The organism is uncultured Caldilinea sp., from assembly GCF_937128415.1.
Taxonomy (GTDB): Bacteria; Chloroflexota; Anaerolineae; order Caldilineales; family Caldilineaceae; genus Caldilinea.
This window is the reverse complement of record NZ_CAKZMJ010000014.1, coordinates 19180-37500: the sequence shown is the minus strand read 5'-3', so window position 1 is coordinate 37500 and position 18321 is coordinate 19180. Positions and strand designations below refer to the sequence as shown.

The 18321-nt window shown below is 62.9% G+C and carries 15 protein-coding genes (1 of these 15 only partly in view); 6 read left to right on the top strand and 9 right to left on the bottom strand.

Annotated features, from left to right (window positions below; genetic code table 11):
* The 3 genes from lysW to Q0367_RS01980 form a co-directional block, all read left to right on the top strand.
* Positions 1–85, top strand: partial view of a lysine biosynthesis protein LysW gene (gene lysW / locus Q0367_RS01990; protein WP_297630127.1) — the 3' portion only. The gene continues 101 nt to the left of window position 1, outside the view; only the last 85 of its 186 coding nucleotides appear in the window; its start codon lies off the left edge, out of view; it ends in the stop codon at positions 83–85.
* A 1-nt stretch (position 86) separates the two neighbouring features.
* Positions 87–1022 carry a lysine biosynthesis protein LysX gene (lysX, locus tag Q0367_RS01985; RefSeq protein ID WP_298980751.1) on the top strand — a complete coding sequence of 312 codons (936 nt, stop codon included), beginning with the start codon at positions 87–89 and terminating at the stop codon, positions 1020–1022.
* A 270-nt stretch (positions 1023–1292) separates the two neighbouring features.
* Positions 1293–2903, top strand: coding sequence for a xylulokinase (locus tag Q0367_RS01980; RefSeq protein ID WP_298980727.1), 1611 nt, complete (start codon positions 1293–1295; stop codon positions 2901–2903).
* 225 nt (positions 2904–3128) lie between these two features.
* Here the strand turns inward: Q0367_RS01980 and Q0367_RS01975 are convergent, their stop codons facing one another.
* Positions 3129–4415, bottom strand: a complete 1287-nt coding sequence (locus Q0367_RS01975) for a (Fe-S)-binding protein (protein ID WP_298980726.1) — start codon at positions 4413–4415, stop codon at positions 3129–3131.
* A 125-nt stretch (positions 4416–4540) separates the two neighbouring features.
* Between Q0367_RS01975 and Q0367_RS01970 the strand changes: the two genes are divergently transcribed.
* Both Q0367_RS01970 and mutY read left to right on the top strand, forming a co-directional pair.
* Entirely contained in the window at positions 4541–4747 is a 207-nt protein-coding gene (locus tag Q0367_RS01970; RefSeq protein ID WP_297630086.1) for a hypothetical protein, read from the top strand.
* A 34-nt stretch (positions 4748–4781) separates the two neighbouring features.
* Positions 4782–5912 carry an A/G-specific adenine glycosylase gene (mutY, locus tag Q0367_RS01965; protein ID WP_297630083.1) on the top strand — a complete coding sequence of 377 codons (1131 nt, stop codon included), beginning with the start codon at positions 4782–4784 and terminating at the stop codon, positions 5910–5912.
* 9 nt (positions 5913–5921) lie between these two features.
* Here mutY and Q0367_RS01960 read toward each other — a convergent pair whose 3' ends face one another.
* The 7 genes from Q0367_RS01960 to tig form a co-directional block, all read right to left on the bottom strand.
* Positions 5922–7712 carry an amylo-alpha-1,6-glucosidase gene (locus Q0367_RS01960; protein ID WP_298980725.1) on the bottom strand — a complete coding sequence of 597 codons (1791 nt, stop codon included), beginning with the start codon at positions 7710–7712 and terminating at the stop codon, positions 5922–5924.
* Between the two features lie 186 nt (positions 7713–7898).
* Positions 7899–8474 carry a histidine phosphatase family protein gene (locus Q0367_RS01955; protein WP_297630077.1) on the bottom strand — a complete coding sequence of 192 codons (576 nt, stop codon included), beginning with the start codon at positions 8472–8474 and terminating at the stop codon, positions 7899–7901.
* On the bottom strand, positions 8467–10380 hold the full coding sequence (locus tag Q0367_RS01950) for a glucosyl-3-phosphoglycerate synthase (RefSeq protein WP_298980724.1): 1914 nt from the start codon (positions 10378–10380) through the stop codon (positions 8467–8469). Before Q0367_RS01950 ends, Q0367_RS01955 begins: the two co-directional genes overlap by 8 nt.
* Complete coding sequence (locus Q0367_RS01945; protein ID WP_298980723.1) at positions 10380–11621, bottom strand: glycosyltransferase family 4 protein; 1242 nt, start codon at positions 11619–11621, stop codon at positions 10380–10382. The genes Q0367_RS01950 and Q0367_RS01945 overlap by 1 nt, the downstream gene beginning before the upstream one ends.
* 247 nt (positions 11622–11868) lie before the next feature.
* Entirely contained in the window at positions 11869–13308 is a 1440-nt protein-coding gene (gene clpX, locus Q0367_RS01940) for an ATP-dependent Clp protease ATP-binding subunit ClpX (protein ID WP_297630070.1), read from the bottom strand.
* Between the two features lie 75 nt (positions 13309–13383).
* Positions 13384–14055 carry a ClpP family protease gene (locus Q0367_RS01935; protein ID WP_297630068.1) on the bottom strand — a complete coding sequence of 224 codons (672 nt, stop codon included), beginning with the start codon at positions 14053–14055 and terminating at the stop codon, positions 13384–13386.
* Positions 14056–14426: 371 nt separating this feature from the next.
* Positions 14427–15890, bottom strand: coding sequence for a trigger factor (tig, locus tag Q0367_RS01930; protein ID WP_297630067.1), 1464 nt, complete (start codon positions 15888–15890; stop codon positions 14427–14429).
* Positions 15891–16050: 160 nt separating this feature from the next.
* On the opposite strand from tig, the gene hxlB reads away from it, so the two are divergent.
* Entirely contained in the window at positions 16051–16620 is a 570-nt protein-coding gene (gene hxlB, locus Q0367_RS01925; RefSeq protein ID WP_297630066.1) for a 6-phospho-3-hexuloisomerase, read from the top strand.
* Between the two features lie 30 nt (positions 16621–16650).
* Here the strand turns inward: hxlB and Q0367_RS01920 are convergent, their stop codons facing one another.
* Positions 16651–18318: a CocE/NonD family hydrolase gene (locus tag Q0367_RS01920; protein WP_297630061.1), complete on the bottom strand. Its 1668-nt coding sequence runs from the start codon at positions 18316–18318 to the stop codon at positions 16651–16653.
* Between the last annotated feature and the right edge of the window lie 3 nt (positions 18319–18321).

Below are 18321 nucleotides of genomic sequence, written 5' to 3'. Positions count from 1 at the left end.
GTGCGGCGTCGACCTGGAAGTCGTCAACATCGACCCGATCGAGCTGGCGCCGGCGCCGGAAGAAGAGGAAGACTGGGGTGAGTAAGATGAAGGTGGGGGTTCTCTACTCGCGCGTGCGCGCCGAGGAGAAGCTGCTCTTTGAGGAGTTCGACCGCCGTGGAGTCGATCTCGAGCTGATCGACGACAACACGTTGATCTTTGACATCACGGCTCGGGGAGACGGCCGGCGCTTTCGAGACTTCGATGTCATCGTCGAGCGCTGCATCAGCCATGGGCGCGCACTCTACAGCCTGCGCATCCTCAACGACCAGGGCGTCAAGACGGTCAACACTGCGCTGGTGGCGGACAACTGCGGCAACAAGCTGCAGACCACCAGCGCGCTGACCGCGGCCGGCGTGCCGCAGCCGCGCTGCCTGGTCGCCTACACGCAGGAGAGCGCTCTCGAAGCCATCGAGATGCTCGGCTATCCGGTCGTGCTCAAGCCGGCGGTGGGCTCCTGGGGGCGTCTGCTCAGCAAGATCAACGACCGCGAGGCCGCCGAGGCGATTTTGGAGCACAAGGAAGTGCTCGGCTCTTATCATCATTCGATCTTCTACATCCAGGAATACATCCACAAGCCGCTGCGCGACATTCGCGCCTTTGTCGTCGGCGACGAGACCATCGCTGCCATCTATCGCACCTCCGATCACTGGATCACCAACACGGCGCGCGGGGGCAAGGCCAGCAATTGCCCGGTGACGCCGGAGCTCAACGACCTCTGCGTGCGGGCGGCGAAGGCGGTCGGCGGCGGCGTGGTGGCGATCGACGTCTTCGAGGACCCGGAGCGCGGGCTGTTGGTCAATGAAGTGAACTACACGATGGAGTTCCGCAACAGCATCGCGCCGACCGGCGTCAACATTCCGGCCAAGGTGGTGGACTTCTGCCTGCGCGTCGCAAAAGAGGGCTGGGCGGCGGCGAACGGCTGGACGAACGGCGGGCCGGAGGCAAAACCGGTGTCGCTGACATCCGGGGCGAGCGCGTAGGCATCGCTGCAAGTGACGCGGCGGGAATCGCCGTCGGTTAGAAACCGGCCTCTGGCAACAGAGACCGGTTTCTAACCGTTTTTTATCAGCCAGGACGTCTCAACTTCTGGCGGCGGCTGGCTCCTCCTCGATCTCTCCTTCAGAGACTTTATCAGTCGCCATGTTGCGCTTGATGATGGCGGGCATATCGTGTATCTTGTAAGCATACTCCCTACGAAGCGACTTCAAACAAAATCAAAATGATCTTCCACGAATGATAGGAGTTTTCCGATGAATACCAGCGATATTCGCAACGCCATCGAAAAGGGACAGACTGCCCTCGGCATCGAATTCGGCTCGACGCGCATCAAGGCGGTGTTGATCGGCCCAGACCATGCGCCGCTTGCATCGGGCAGCCACGAATGGGAAAATCGCTACGAAAACGGCGTCTGGACCTACAGCCTCGACGACGTTTGGAACGGCTTGCAGGCGTGTTTCCGCGACCTGCGCGCGACGGTGCAGGCACAGTACAATGTCTCGCTGCGCACGGTCGGCGCCATCGGCTTCAGCGGCATGATGCACGGCTACATGCCCTTCGACCAGGCAGGAAACCTGCTTGCCCCCTTCCGCACCTGGCGCAACACGATCACCGGCCAGGCCGCAGCCCAGCTCACCGAGCTATTTCAGTTCAACATCCCGCAGCGCTGGAGCATTGCGCATCTCTGGCAGGCCATCTTGAATCAGGAGCCGCATGTCAAGGACATCCGTCACCTCACCACGCTGGCCGGCTACGTGCATTGGAAGCTGACCGGCGAGAAGGTGCTGGGCGTCGGCGAGGCTTCGGGCATGTTTCCCATCGACAGCGCCACGAACGACTACGACGCGCGCAAGATCGAGCAGTTCAATGCGCTGTTGGCGGCGCAGAATCTCCCGTGGCGGCTGCCGGACATTCTGCCCAGAGTGCTGGTGGCGGGCGAGCCGGCCGGGAAGCTCACGCCCGAGGGTGCGCGGCTGCTCGATCCCAGTGGCGAGCTGCAACCGGGCATTCCACTCTGCCCGCCCGAAGGCGACGCCGAAACCGGCATGGTCGCCACCAACAGCGTAGCGGAGCGCACCGGCAACGTCTCGGCGGGCACCTCTGTCTTCGCCATGATCGTGCTCGAAAAGCCGCTCTCCAGGGTCTACCCGGAGATCGACATCGTGACGACGCCTACGGGCAAGCCGGTGGCGATGGTGCACAGCAACAACTGCACCTCCGATCTCAACGCCTGGATCGACCTCTTCCAGGAGTTCACCCAGGCCATCGGCGTGGAAGTGAGCGAGTCTAAGTTGTACGAAACGCTCTACAGGCTGGCGCTGGCGGGCGACGCCGACGGCGGCGGGCTGCTGGCGTACAACTACGTGTCAGGCGAGCACATCACGCACATGGAGGAAGGCCGCCCGCTCTTCGTACGCACGCCGACGAGCCGCTTCACACTGGCCAACTTCATGCGCACGCATCTCTTCGCCTCGCTCGGCGCGCTGCGCATCGGGCTGGACATTCTCTTCGAACAGGAGCGGGTGCAGATCGACCAGATCCTCGGCCACGGCGGCTTCTTCAAGACGCGGGAGGTCGGCCAGCGCGTCATGGCCGCGGCGATGAACGTGCCCGTCTCGGTGATGGAGACCGCCGGCGAGGGCGGCGCGTGGGGCATTGCGCTGCTGGCGGCCTACATGCTCTATCGCCAGGCGAACGAGTCGCTGGAAGCCTATCTAGCTGACAGGGTCTTCGCCGGCCAGAAGGCCGTCACCCTGGCGCCGGATCCGCGCGACGTCGACGGTTTTGCGGCGTTCATGGAGCGCTACAAGCGAGGGCTGCCCATCGAACGCGCCGCCGTTGAGGCGCTGCCCGTGGCGGGATGAGATCGCTCGGCGAGATTCGTCGTGGAGCGTGAACAGGTTCTGCTTGGGATGAGTTGGTGCGTGATGCGTGTTGCGCGAGACAGGTCGAACGCACGGAACGCGCATCACGCACTGAAGTCAAGCGGCGCGTATATGAATCAGCGCCGCATCCGGTGTGCAGGTTGCATCGACGAGGGTGGGAATCCTCACCAACCAACAAGACATTTATGGAGCTGCGCATCAGCATTAATTGGTGTACGCCCGCTCCAGCAGCTCGACGACGTGCATGACCGTGGCGTTCAACCCTGCTCGTTTGACTCCGTAGATCATCTGCAGATAACATCCGGTGTTCGCCGTGGCGATGATATTGGCGTGAGCGCTGCGCACATCGGCCAGCTTGGCGTCGAGCACCTGATTGGCCATCTCCGGCTGCAACAGGTTGTAGACGCCGGCGCTGCCGCAGCACATGTCCGGCTGCTGCAATTCGACCAGATCGACGCCGGGGATGGCGCGCAGCAGCGCACGCGGCGGACCGACGACTTTCTGCCCATGGCGGAGATGGCACGAGTCAACGTAGACGACGCGCGCCTGGATATGGCCGGTGGGCGGATGGTGCAGGTGGTCGGCCAGAAATTCATGGATGTCTTTGACTTTGGCGACAAAGCTTCGGGCGCGGTCTGCATAGAGCGGATCATCCGCCAGCAGGTGGTCGTAGCCTTTAAGGGCTGCGCCGCAGCCGCCGGCGTTGTTGAGGATTGCGGCAAAGTCCCCGTCGGCGAAGGCGTCGATGTTGCGCCGCGCCAGCGCACGTGCAAATTCGACGTCGCCGCTGTGGAGTGCGGCGGCGTTGCAGCAGGTCTGCGCTGGCGGAAAGTGCACCTCATAGCCGTTGCGCTGCAGCACGCGCACCGTGGCGCGATTGACGCCGGCTAAAAACGCGTCCTGCACGCAGCCGACAAAAAAGGCGACTTTGCCTTGCCTGGGGCCAAGCGCAGGCGCAGGCTGTGAAAGGTCTAGGAAATTTAAATTGACGGGCGGCGTCATTCCCTCCATCGTGGTCAGGGCAGGCGGCAGATGTGGAAGCGCCCATTGCGCCAAGCGGGCGAGGCCAAGGCGTTGATAGAGCCACACCCCGCGCGCCAGCCAGCGCAGGCGACGACGATGGGGCAGCAAGCTGCGCAACCCTATCCGTTGCACCAAGTCTGCGAGCTGTGCGCGTCTCGTGCGCGCCTTTTCCTGCGCCAGGGCGGCTCGCGCCGTTTCGAGCAGCAGACCATACTGAACGCCCGAAGGACAGGCCGTCTCGCAGGCGCGACAGCCGAGACACAGCTCGATGTGCTCCTCGAAGGCCCCTTCCAGCCCGATCCGCCCTTCAGCCGCGGCGCGCATCAAGGCGATGCGCCCGCGCGGGCTGTCGGCCTCCCGTTGATCGACGGCGTAGGTCGGACAGGCGGGCAAACACAGGCCGCAGTGGATGCACTGATCCAGCCTGCGGCGAAAGTTCGTTTGATTGAGCAGTTCGATGGCGGTCATATCGCCCATTATGAAATCGCATCTCCAAATCTGCAAACCGATTCTTGAGACTTGAGACAGTTTCGCATCCATATCACGGTTGTGCTACGATACCTGTGTACTGCGCAGCACGAGGAGCAATTTACATGGACTGCCCAAACTGCAAGACCTGGAATCCTGACGATAAAGAGGTCTGCTGGCGTTGTCAGACGCCGCTGCCGAAACCCAAACCGCCCAAGAAGCGCACGCAGACCGGCGGCTTTCCCAGTTGGATGTGGATGTTGATCGCTGCATTTTTTGCGATGACTTTGCTGGGACAGTGCCTGTTTTCCCCGCTCAACGTCCCGCAATAGCGCGTTTCCCACTCCCTGCTGGTGAATTTTCGCAATGGATGCGCCTCCTTTCGCACAGATCGCCGCGCGCCTGATCGACTGGTGTGCAGACCATCAGCGCGCGTTGCCCTGGCGAGACGCACGCGCCGGCGCGCGCAATCCGTACGCCGTCTGGATCAGCGAGATCATGTTGCAGCAGACGCGCGTGGAGACGGTGGAGCCGTACTTTCGGCGCTGGATGGCGCGCTTCCCCACCGTCCAGGCGTTGGCCGCCGCCGACCTGCAGGAGGTGCTCAAATTCTGGGAGGGGCTGGGCTATTATGCACGAGCGCGTAACCTGCATCGAGCTGCGCAGCTGATCGTCGAGCGCCACAACGGAGAAATTCCCGCCGACCGCAGCGCGCTGCTGGCGCTTCCCGGCGTCGGCGAGTACACCGTCGGCGCCATCCTCAGCATTGCCTACAATCAGCCGGAGCCGATCCTCGATGGCAACGTTCGCCGCGTGTTGGCGCGGTTGTTCAACATCGAGCGGCCGATCGACGATGGCGCAGTAGTGCGTGAACTGTGGGCGCTGGCGCGCCGCATCGTCGAAGCAGCGCCGCCGGGAAGGGCGGGCGACTGCAACGAAGCGCTGATGGAGTTAGGCGCCACCGTATGCACTGCGCAGAATCCGCGCTGCCTCCTCTGTCCGTTGAGGGAATTTTGTCAGGCCGCGCAGCAAGGCGTGCAGCACGCGCGACCGGTTCGTCTGGCGCGCCCCAAGACGCCCCACTATGACGTGGCCGCCGGCGTGATTTGGGCGGGCGAGCCATTCCGCTCCAAGCTGCTGATGGCGCAGCGTCCGCCCGAGGGCATGCTGGGCGGACTGTGGGAGTTCCCCGGCGGCAAGCGAGAGCCGCAAGATGCAGACCTGGCCGCCTGCCTGCGTCGCGAGATCAATGAGGAGCTGGGGATCGAGATCGCCGTGCTCGAGCCCCTGACCACAGTCAAACACGCCTACACCCACTTTCGCATCACCCTGCACGCTTTTCACGCCCGCCATGTCGGAGGCTCGCCGCAGGCGCTCGGCTGCCTGGACTGGCGCTGGTTGGAGCTGGACGAGGTGGAGACGCTCCCTCTGCCGGCGACCGACCAGAGAGTCCACCGCGCTTTGTTGGCGCAGAGAGACGCCGGTGCCGGTGCTTGAAGCGCCGCCTCACGGGGATGCAGATTCGGCGAGAACCTTCGACTCCTCGATCGCCATCTCGATGAAGAGCGCCGAAGACCAGCCAAAAAGCGGCGCCGCCTTGGGTGGAACCTCACCGGTCTCGGGATGGTAATACTCGTAGATGTCGTCGTGGTTGGAGATCATCTCCAGCGTGCGTCGCCGCAGCTCGGCGGCGATGGCGTGCTGCCCGATGCGCTGCAACCCCTCGATCAACAAATAGTTGATGTTCACCCAAGAAGGGCCGCGCCACATGGTCAGCGGTTCGTATTTGGGGTCGTTGATGGCGACCGTGGGCACGGGATAGCGCGTCCAGAACTCCTGAGGATCGGTGAGGCGCGCGAGCAGGCGGGCGGTGATGGCGCCCGGCAATCGACCGGTGAGCAGAGGAAAGAGGTTGAAAGGCGTGACGACGCGCACGGGTTGGCCCTGGCGTTTCGCCCAGAAAAGCCCCGCCTCCGCATCCCAGAGGCGTTCGAGCATGCGCTGCGTCAGACGTTCGGCGCGCCCTTGCCAGAGCTCGACGTCCTCCTCTAGGCCGATCTCGCCCGCAATCCGCGCCAGCGCCTCCTCCTGAAGCACCAGATAGGTGTTGAGATCGGGCGAGGTCACCGGCATGCCCTCATCCCACAGCGGGCTGTCGTCGAGGCCGGATGAGAAGGGATGCTGATATTCAGGCAGGCCGTCGCCGTCAAGGTCGTTGCGCTCGAACCACCAACGGTTCCAGCGCACGACCGGCTCGTAGATCTCTTCCAGGAACTCGCGGTCATGGTCCATTTCGTAAAGTTTCCAGGCCGCCCATGCCAGCAACGGCGGCTTGGTGACGTCGGCCTCCACGGGAAAATTGAGGTGGGTGACGACGCCTTCGTCGTGGATGGCGTCCGGGATCATGCCGTCCTCGCGCTGGTGGTCGAGCACGATGCGAATCTGATCCTGCGCCAGCTTGGGCTCGACGTGGCGATAGGCGAGCGCATGGAAATAGGCGTCCCACTGCCAGACGCCGACGTAATGAATCTTGGAAGGCGTCATCGCCTCCCGCGTCGTGTAGAAACGCGAGGAGATCAGGCCGGTGCGCATCACCAGCCAGGCGAAATAGTATTGGGCGCGAAATGGCCCGGCGACGGGCGGCGCGGCGGCGAACCAGTCATGCCAGCGCTGCGCCGCCGCATGGATGGCGGCGGCCGCGTCGGGAAGATGGCGGTTGAAGCCCAGCCGCGGGGTGATGTTGAGCATCAGCCGCCCCCCGCCAGGACAGTCAAGCCTCAATTCCACCAGACGGCCGCCGTTGTTGTCGTGAATGTCATGCTGCAAAATGCGCGCGTCGGTGGTGTAGGCGATGGCGCGACGGATGGCGCGGTTCAGCCTCAGCACCCCTCCGCGGCGATCTGGCTGCGCCTCATCGGCGGTGGAGACGCGAAAGCGCACGCCGTGCACGCCCGCCGGCAGCGTCATGAGCAGCGTCTCCTGATCGACGAACACGAGGCGATAGAGGCCATTGGCGTTGTGAATTTCGACGCAATGGGGATAGGTGGTCGTCTCGATGGGCAGCGCAGCGCCATTGGCGTCGGTCAACGTCCATTCGTTGACGATCGGCTCGCGGCTGCGATAGCCGGAGAGCTGACTGTCCAGTTTGAACCAGCGTTCGGCCAGGCGCACGCTGAGGTGATGGTTTTTGCGAAAGACCATCAGCCGCGAGCCGCGGTCGCTGAAGGGCACTTTGAACAGGTTGACGCGATTTTTCAGCATCTCCAGATAAGGAGACTGAAGGGGAAGGGTGTCCATCGATCTTCTCCTCTGTAATCCTCCGTCAAAAACGCTCGCCCCTGCATCGGCGAATGGGCAGCACAGAGCATCGCCTCCGGCGTGACGTGACGGTGTGCCAGAACCTGCGGCTGCGAGCCGCAGCTCCGGCGCTCTCTTCCCCCTCTCCCAATGCTGGGAGAGGGGGCCAGGGGGTGAGGGCCGCGCTCATTGCGCAAAGGGCGGATTCCATTCCAGGCGCACAATCTCCGCGTTGTCCGGGATCAGCTCCCGCGCCTGCGCAAGCGGAATGTTCTGCACGCGGCAGAGCATCGTCGCCAACGCCAGGCCATGCGACACCACGATCACAGCCTCGCAAGGATGGCGCCGGGCGATGTCGTCCATCGCCGCCCAGATGCGCGCCGCCACGTCCTCTACGCTCTCGCCGCCGCCCGGGGCGCGAAAGCGGAGACGATCCCGCTGCCGCGCCTCCCATTCTAGCGGATAGCGCTCTTGAATTTCTGTAACGAGCAGCCCTTCCCACGCGCCCTGATTCACCTCGCGCAGGCGAGGATCGACGATGACCTCCAGCCCCAGGCGCCTGGCGATGATCTCGGCGGTGACGCGGGCGCGTTCGAGGTCGCTGCTGTAGAGCGCAGCGTAACAACGGCCGGCCAGCGCTTCCGCCGCGGCCTGCGCCTGTTGGACGCCTGTTTCGTTCAGCGGCGGGTCCGCCTGCCCTTGATAGCGCCCTTGCAGATTCCAATCGGTCTGCCCATGGCGCACCAGCCAGAATTCAGTCATGGGTGCTCACCCCTTGTTGTTCAGGAAGCGATTGCCCGTGCGGCGGTTGTCCGTGAGCGTGGTGGTTTTGCACCGCTTGCGCGTCCCTCTGCGCTTTGTGCGCTTGCAGATACTCCGGCAGGGTGATCATGGGCGGGCGCTCCTGCTCCACCACCTCTTCGACCTCCAGATAGTAATTGCCGCGCGAGTAGCGCACCAGCTTCATGGTGCGATTGAGATTGTCCAGGATCGAGACGCCAAAGCGCTTTTCCAGCTTGTACATCACCGTCTGCAGGATGACGAAGGCCATCTTGCTCAACGCCTCCAACGGTTGGTTGTGATGAATGCGCTCGAGCAGATCGACTTGGGCGATGGCGGACAGCCCGAATTTTTCAAAGATGTCGATCAACATGCCGGTCTCGACGCCGTAACCGGAATAGAAGACGATCTGTTCCAGCGCGGAGCGTCGCCCTGCATACTCGCCCGACAGCGGCTGGATGACGCCGGAAAGCTCGGGGAAGAAGAGGTTGATGAGCGGCCGCGCCATCAGCTCGGTGACGCGCCCGCCGCCGCCCGCCTGCACTTTATCGCCGACGCGCAAGGGCCGACGATAGAAGCCTTTGACCAGTTGCACCCGTTCGTTCAGGATCAGCGGGCCGACGATGCCGTAGACAAAGCGTGGGTGAATGTTGACGATGTCGGTGTCGATCCAGGCAATGATGTCCCCGCGCGTGACGTAGAGGCTCTTCCAGAGCGCCTCGCCCTTGCCGCGGCGAGCGCCATACTGAGGCAAAATCTGTTGATGGATATGGACGGGCACTCCCAGCGCCGCCGCAATCTCGCGCGTGCGGTCGGTGGAATCGGAGTCGATCAACACGATCTCATCAAGCAGCGGCGCGTCGTCCATCAAGGCGCGTTTGACGGTGGCGATGACGTTGCCGACCGTTTCTTCCTCATTGAGCGCCGGCAACGCCAGGCTGATCGTCAGCCCCTTTTTGCGTTTGATCGCCGCCAGCTCCTCCAGATCGGCGAATTCCTCGGCGCTGAAGGTGTTCTCGGCGAACCATTTGTCGACGAGAATTGAAATGGCGCCGGCGCTCGCCATCTCATCCTCCATCGGCAAAGGCAGTGGGCGCATGCGTTTCAACACGACCACCGGCGTGCGCGAGTGGTGGAGCACGGCGTCCGCCACCGGCCCCAGCGATGCAGGTTGTTCCAGCTGTCTGCCTGTGGCGCCGAGAATGACCAGATCGTGCTGCGCAGCTTCTTTCAAAATTGCTTCCACCGGATCGTCGGTCACCAGCCAGTGCATGCGCACTTCCGGCAGCTGACGCAGCACCCGGTTCAGGCCGACAAACGAGGCCTGATCCTGCGTCGGCGTCTGGGTGGGGCGTAGATGGAGCGCATGCAGCGAAGGCGGGCGCAGCGCTAATCCCACGTTGACCACCAGTTCGGCGTGTGGACCGCCGCGCAAGGGCATCAGCACGCGCTGCGGCCTCTTGGGGAACGGCCCGCGCACCAGCGCAATGTCGCAGGGCGGCGCGCGCAGAATGTCTTCTACGGAGAGCCCCAGACTTTGCGGGTGGCTCCGCCAATCCAGCACCAGCAGATCGGGCGGATGATTGGCGATGTAGCGCACGAGCTCCGGCCAGGGCTCGGCGGCCACCAGCACCTGGCTGTGCGGTCGCACATTGGGGCGCGCAGGCTCTGCGGCGTCCGGCAGTTGACGCATCAGGCGCCGCAGCTCTCGCGCCTCTTTGGTGTTGGCGCTCAGCCCGCGTTCCGGCGAAGCGGCGACCAGCCCCACCATCACCACTTCTTCGGCGATCTGGCTGGCCGCCGCCAACGCGGCGGTGACGTCGCACCCCAACAATACGGGCACCAGCGCCGTGCGAAACGGAGTGAAAGAACTATGTCTGGCTGACATTATGCGCCTCCGATTGGATGTTGATGCGCTACGAGAAGGGGAGCAATGTGACGTCGATAGACCTGCTCCCAGGTGAAAGACGTGCGCGTGCGGCTGGCGAATCGGTAAACGGCGGAGTCTCCGAGCGCATGCGCCACCTGCTCCGCCGTCGCCTCCGGGTCGCCCTGCGGATCGAAGTAGAAAACGTCATCGAGGGCGAGCTCCGTCAACGGCTCGATGCGACTGCAAAAGATGGGCGTTCGACTCAGCGCCGCCTCGATCAGCGGGATGCCAAAGCCCTCCTCAAAGCTGGGCAAAAAGAGCGCATCGGCGAGGCGATAGAAGTCGGCGATGACGCTGTCGGGCAAAAAAGCTTCGCTCCACTCCGCCAGGAAGATCGCTGCGTCTTGCAGACCGAGCCGGCTGCGCAGGGCGACCAGCTCCTCCTGATAGCGCACGTTGGCGGGGTTGTGGGCGCCGAGCGGCCCGGTGACGATCAGAGCGGCGTCCGGCATGCGCCGTCGCAGCGCCGCCAACGTCTGCAGAGCGAATTCGATGTTCTTGCGCGGCGTCAGGCGCACCGGCAGCAGCAAAATCGGCGCCCTGTGTGCAACGCCGATGCGCTTCAGTAGATCCAGGGTTTCCGGCTCCCACTTGTAGAATGCCGCCAGATCGACGCCGTTGGGGACGACGGCGATCTCCTCCTGGGGAACGCCGATCAGTTCGCTCAGCTCGCGACGGCGCAGCTGCGACACGACGACATGCGTTGCGCCGGGCCATTGCCAGCGCAGCAGATCCCAGGGATAGCCGTCATGCAGCTCGCTGCGGTAGCGCGGGGTCGTCCAGGCCAGGTCATGATGCCAGAGGATCAGGCGAGGAAAGCCCGGCGCCTGGTAAAGCTCCGCCAGCGCCGCAGTGAGCGCCAGATTCTTTGCCAGCGAGCAGATGTTGTGAGCGATGAGGATATCGCGGCGTCGCAGCAAGGGGGCCAGCTCTGCGGCAATCGCCTTGCGCAGCGCCTCGAAGCGCGGCGTCACTTCCCCGCGATCCAGCTCCGCCTTGACCGCCAGCACCTCGTCGTGGCGCGAATCGACCAGCGGCGCGCGCTGCAGGGGGATCGCCTCGGTCCACGGCTCGCCGCGCGCGGCGATGATGTGGACGTCGTGTCCATCGTCCGCCATCAGACGCGCATGATGAGCCAGCACGCTTTCGACGCCGCCGACGATCGGCGGAATGGAATAATGCATTAATGTCACTTTCATGGTCTCTTCCTTTGCGTGAAAAGAGCGCACGCCAGGCTGCTTGGACGAACCGTTGTCCACTGTGGCGCGCTGTGGGCCGTCGGAGATGCGCCGCTGCCGAAGCGGAAAAGAAAAAGGAGACGGGCGCAAGCGACGCCTCGTCTCCTCCATTATCGAACATTCAAATGAAGAGAATGTTATGAGCACGTATACGGCGCTGAGGCGTCCATGCGATGCATTTACTTTTGCCCGCGCAGAACGGCGTCGATCAGGCTGCGCTCTTGTATTCCCGGCTGAGAAAGACGCGCTGTCCGGCGGCGTTGAAGAGCAAGGGCTGGGCGCGCTGCGTGAAGACGTCCACGTTGACGACGCAGCGCACAATGTCCGTGCGGCTGGGAATTTCGAACATGACATCGAGCAGCGCCTCTTCGACGATGCTGCGCAGCCCGCGCGCGCCGGTTTTGCGCAGGAAGGCTTCGGTCGCCACCGCCTCCAGCGCCGCCTCCTCGAACTCCAGCTTGACGTTGTCCATGGCAAACAGCCGCTGGAACTGCCGCACGACGCTGTTGCGCGGCTCGGTCAAAATGCGCACCAGCGTGCGCCGGTCGAGCGCATCCAGACTGACGATGACCGGCAACCGCCCTACGAACTCTGGAATCAGGCCATAGGCGAGCAGGTCGTCGGGCTGCACCTGGCTTAGCAGCTCGCTCTCCTGGCGGCTCTCCTTTTCGAGCTGACGCAGACGCATCTCGCGTCGCCGTGCGACCGGGTCTTCGGGCAACGGCGGTTCGACCGGCTCTTCGCGACCTGGAGTAGGCGTCAATGGAATTTCGTTTTCATCCACGAAGCCCAGGGCGCCGCGACGATGAATGCGCTTGCGCACCACCTCGGCGAGATGCGCAAACGCGCCGCCGCAGATAAAGAGAATGTTGCGCGTGTCGAGCTGGATGAATTCCTGTTGCGGGTGTTTGCGCCCTGAACCCGGCGGCACATTGACGATGCTGCCCTCGATGATCTTGAGCAGCGCCTGCTGCACCCCCTCTCCGCTGACGTCGCGCGTGATGCTGGGGTTGTCGCCGCTCTTGCGCGCAATTTTGTCGATCTCATCGATGTAGACGATGCCGTAGGCGGCGCGTTCGGTGTCCCAGTTGGCGTTCTGCAGCAGGCCGACCAGGATCGTTTCCACGTCCTCGCCGACGTAGCCGGCCTCGGTGAGCGAGGTGGCGTCGGCGATGGTGAAGGGCACGTCGAGCATCTTGGCCAACGTCTGCGCCAGCAAGGTCTTGCCGCTACCGGTGGGGCCGATCAGCAGCACGTTGCTCTTAGACAATTCGACGTCGGGGTCGATAGGGATCGACGTTGCGGCGCCGTCGTGCGCCGTTTCGGCCGCACCGCTGCCAAAGACCCGTTTGTAGTGGTTGTAGACGGCCACCGAGAGCACCTTCTTGGCGCGCTCCTGACCGATCACGTACTGGTCAAGATGCTCCACGATGGCGCGCGGGCTGGGGATGATGCGCGGCGCGTGAGAGCGCAAAGGCGCCACCGGGCGCACGCCGCCTGTGACGACGCCTTCCTCGGTTAAAATTTCGGCGCCCAGCAAAATGCATTCGTCACAAATGTAGACGCCGTCGCTTCCTTCGATGAGGCGTTTGACGGCTGTACGATCTTTGCCACAGAAAGAACAGTGGGGTGTCGTGGTTTCGTTCATCTCTTCCGGTTGTCTCTATACGTTTGGCGGCGACCGTCGAAGGACCGCCGCCAAACGCTGTGGAGCGATCTCGCCTTAGCGCGCGCCGTTGGTGAGCTCAGGCAGCTCGTGCGCAAAGGCAATTCTGCCCTCCTTGGTGACAACGACGATATCGTCCGTGTTGCCGAGCACGTGATCCACCAGGCCAAACTTTTTCGCCTCAATGGCGTTCATATAGCGGTCGCGGATGAATTCCTCTTCAATTTCTTTCCAGGTGTGACCGCTATGCTTGCCGACCAGATGGAAGAGCTGCGTCTGCACGCGCTCCTGCTCGCGGATGGCAATGCGCATGTCTTCGGTGTAGCCCTGCGCGCCGCTGCTGGCAGGATGCATATGGATCGTGGCGTGCGGCAGCGCGTAGCGTCTGCCCTTTGCGCCCGCAGCCAGCAAGACGGTGCCCATGCTCGCCGTCACGCCGACGGCGTAGGTGGCCACCGGCGCCGAGATCATCTGCATCGTGTCGTAGATCGCCAGTCCGGCGTAGATGCTGCCGCCCGGGCTGTTGATGTACATGTTGATCGGCTGATTGGGGTCTTCGCCGTTCAGATACAGCAACTGGGCGACGATCAAATTCGCCACCTGATCGTTGATCGGCGTGCCCAAAAAGACGATGCGCTCCTTGAGCAACAGGCTGTAAATATCGTAGGCGCGCTCCCCACGGCCGGAACTGTCTATCACCATCGGGATGACGTTCATTGGATGAATCATAAGCTCTCTCCTGCCTTCAAAATGGTTCCATGCACATGAATGTTACCGCCATGAGCGGGCGTATTTGAAGCGCTGCGCTCATGTAAACAAAATCTTCCTGAAAAACAGGATACGCTATCTCCGATCCCGCCAATGTAAGCGCTCTTCGATTAGCCTGTTTGCGTTCTATTAGAATTTGCGTTCTATGCCTGACCTTCCCAGGAAGCTTCAAGGGCGTCGACAAAATCATCCGGCAATGGATGGCGCTGCAACTTGTAGTTGTGGGTTTGGGCGCACAGCCATGTCGCGCCGGAGACGACGACCTGCGTATTCGCTGCCCAATCCGCGAAAAATCACAGCAGGCGGCGGAATCCTCAGAAACGCCCGCAGGCTCACCCCTCCCGGGCAGGTTGCTCGCCGGCTTCTGCGCTTCTCTCTTCGGCAACCTCGGCCTCTTTGGAAGGTGCATCAACGGACGAGTCAGGGGTGGTCTGCTCCTCCTCGGTTTCTCGCCGGAAGACGGTCGGCTCCTGCCCGCGCGCCAGAGCAACGAGAAGCTGAATCGCCTTCTCCGTCAATATCTGGCTGATCACCATCGACCGGCCCGGGCCAAAGCGCAGGAAGTCGGCAAGTTCGCGCGCGGATGGATCGATTTCGCCTTCTGCGTCTGCGCCAAGCATTCGGCGCACATGGGCCTCGATCTCTTCTTCGCTCGCCTCGATGCCTTCCTGCCGGATCACTTCGGAGAGAACAAGGTTGCGGCGGGCGATCTGCGTTGCAGTGGGGCGCAGTCGCTCCCGATAACTCTCTTCGGTTTGACCGGTCTGCTGGAGAAACGCCTCCAAACCATCCAACCCCATTTGACGGATGCGTCGATCGAGGTCGTTGAGCATGGCGTCGATCTGATCTTCGACCACCACAGGCGGATAGTCCAGCTCGCTGATCTCCACCAGGGCGTCGAGCACCTTGTCCGTATATTGGCGCTCCGCTTCCTGTCGCGCCTCCTCGGTCAGGCTTTCCACGATGGCTTTGCGCAGGTCTTCCAGCGTCTCATAGTCTGGACCCACCAGTTTGGCGAACTCGTCGTTCAGCTCGGGCTTTTCATAGCCTTCCACCTTTTTGATTTTCACGAAGAATTTCGCCTGTTTGCCTGCATAGATGCTCTGGCTGTCGGCGGGCCAGGAAAGGATAAACTCCTTTTCTTCGCCGGCGCGCATGCCCAGGATTTCCTTGTCGAGACCGGCCGGCTCGAGGGGATGCTCCTCGTCGAGAGTGACCTCCCAGTCGGTTTCGTCGAGCACCACTTCGTCTTCTGCGTTTTCTTCCCCGTCCTCGCGCACGATCACGCTCTTGACGTCCATCGTGATGAGGTCGCCGTAGACGCAAGGTCGCTCCACTTCCCGCCAATTGGCATATTCCTCGCGATACATTTCCAGACGGCGGTCGACTTCGGCCATGTCGATCTCAACCGGCTCCGCCTCGACGCGCAGCGAGCGATAGTCGCCGAGTTTCACCGTCGGCTCCAGCGGCACGATCAGTTTATAGGTCAATGGATCGAGTTGAATGTCCTCGATCGAAGACTGGGCGTAGGGCTGGATGTTTTCTTGCTCGATGGCTTTGCGGAACAATTCCTCGCCCAGCTCGTCGACGAATTCAGAGTAGAGGCTGGGCAAGCCCACCTGTTGGACGACGATGTGATAGGGCGCCTTGCCCTTGCGAAACCCCGGGATCACATATTGCTGCGCAATTTTGGCCGCCGCCTTGCGCAGCTCCTGTTGGACCCGCCCTGGATCGACTTCAATCGTGACCGCGAGTTGACGATTTTCGCGCGGCTCTGTTTTTACTGTAAATGACATGGTTTCCTCTAAACTACTTCCTGTATGTAGACACAAGTTTCTCTGGCCGGCGGCGTGCGCTCTGATTTCGACGCCTGTTCAGTAACTGGTTAATCATAGCATTGAAACGTCGATAGCTCAAAGCGTAGGCGCGCAGAGATCAATGGAAGTGAGCGATCCTATGCGATTTTCTGAATGGGTGCAGTGCGTGTTCGATGAAACGTCGACGACGCTTGCGAGTGTGCAGGAGGAAACCGTAGAAGAGGCGACGGCGATGATTCTGGCCGCGCCGCGTATCTTTGTATTGGGTCTGGGCCGCAGCGGGTTGATCCTGCGCATGTTTGCGATGCGTCTCATGCAGATCGGGCTGCGCGCTTACGTGGTGGGAGACGCCACGACGCCGGCGATTGAGGTCGGCGATCTGCTCATCGTCCTCTCCGGAAGCGGACGCACGGAGACCATCCTTCTCTTGACGCGCAAGGCGAAGGAGTTCGGCGCCCGCGTGCTGGCGATCACCACCGACCCGGAGACGCCGCTCGCCGCCTTGGCCGACAGGAGCTTGATTTTGCCCGCCATCTCCCCCAAAGTCGCCCTGTCTGAAGGCGACGCTGCCGCCCGCTCCCGGCTTCCCCTCGCCGACGCGTTCGAGCAGGCGGCCTCGATCTGTCTTCTCTGCATCGGGGCGATGTTGGCGGCTCAGTGCGGGCAGGACAACGTCGCCATGATGCAGCGCCACGCCAATTTGGAGTGAGAAGGGATGGCGCGGCGTCTTTGTCGGCGCTTACACCATGGGCAGCACCAGCGCCGAGGGATGGGCGGCGTCGTGAAAGACAGTTTGAACGGCGGGGCGCATCTCGGTCATCAGCGTCTGGTTGCCCAGAAAACCGAGGTTGCGCGCAAAGCGTGGGTGGGCGCCGCTGGCGACCAGCAGTCGCACGCGCTGGCCGGCGTTGACCCGGCAGGCCGTCGAGGACATGGCTACGACGATGCGCACGCTGCCGTCCGGCTGCACTTCTCCACGGCCCGGCTCGACGCGAAAGTTGCCGTCGCAGATGTTGCGCGAATAACCCGAGCGCTCGACGACGCACAGCCGCGCAAAAAAATCCGCCGTCGGGAGATTGGATTGGACGTACAGTTCAAGCTGCACCGGCCCGATGAACTCGACGTCCTCTCGCAGCGGAAGCGAGGAAAAGACAAGCACATCGCTGCGCCGTTCCAGCGGACGGTTGTCCACCGCGCCGGCGCCGTTGGCCAGTTTGGGGCCGCCGAGATTGGGCGTCGGGTCCGCAGGGTTGTAGGTGTACACGTCGGCGGACGCCTCCGCAGGCGACGGATGCGGGAACAGCCGACCGGTCTTGGCCAGTCCATTGCCGTGTAAATAGAGTCGCAACGGTTGCGAGGGAGGCGGCCAACGGTCGAACTCTCGCCACCGGTTCGCTCCCATGACATAGAGACGCACCGGTTTTTCTGCTTGCGTCGCCGGTTCGTTGCGCAGATGCATGGCGCACCAGCGCAGCGCCTCCTGAAAAGCGACGCCCATGTATCCGTATTCCATGTGGTGCCAGGGGCCGACGATCAATCGTGGTTGCAGGCCGGCCCGCTCCTGGACGGAATAGTCCTCCAGCAAACCGTCGAGGAAAAGATCGTACCAGCCGCTGACGAAAAGCGCCGGCGGCGCGCCGGCGACGGCGCCGCGATGATCGACCTCCCGCCACAGCGGATGATCGGGGCCGGCTGCGCTCATTTCCCGGTAGAGGGCGTCCGGCCTGCCGATGACCAGCTCATCGGCGGTCTGCATGGGTAGATGCATGAACGCCGCGCGCAGAAAGCGATCCTGCACTGCGCCGTCGTTGATGCGTTGGAGGCGCTCCCACACGCTCAGCGACGGATCGGTCATGGACGCAAGCTGGAACATCCAGCGCAGCAACAGGTCGAGCGGAAAACCGTGCTCTTGGTATTCCATCAGGTGCGAATGGGTGATGATCGGCGTAATCGCCTTGAGATAGGGCGACTTGCCCGCCGCTGCAGCCCACTGCACATAGCCCAGGTAGCTTGGCCCCCACATGCCGATGGCGCCGTTGCACCAGGGCTGGCTCCCCATCCACGCCAGCGTGTCGACGCCGTCCTCTTTTTCGTGCACAAAGGCGACGAACGCCCCCTCCGAATCGAAGCGCCCGCGCACGTCCTGGTTGATGACGTGATAGCCATGGGTGGCGAACGCCTGCGCGTACATTTCCGCCAGCGATCGCCCTGGGCCATTGCGGCCATAGGGGGTGCGGATCAGAAGCGCCGGCCCTCGTTCGACGCCGACCGGCGCGTAGTGATCGCAGGCAAGTCTGACGCCATCGCGCATCGGGATGCGCACATTGCACGTTCGTTGCACGGCATAACGCCCCCGCGGCAGGCGAACGGCCAGGGTGAGCGCCTGCTGGAGGAGGGCCTCGCCCACAGA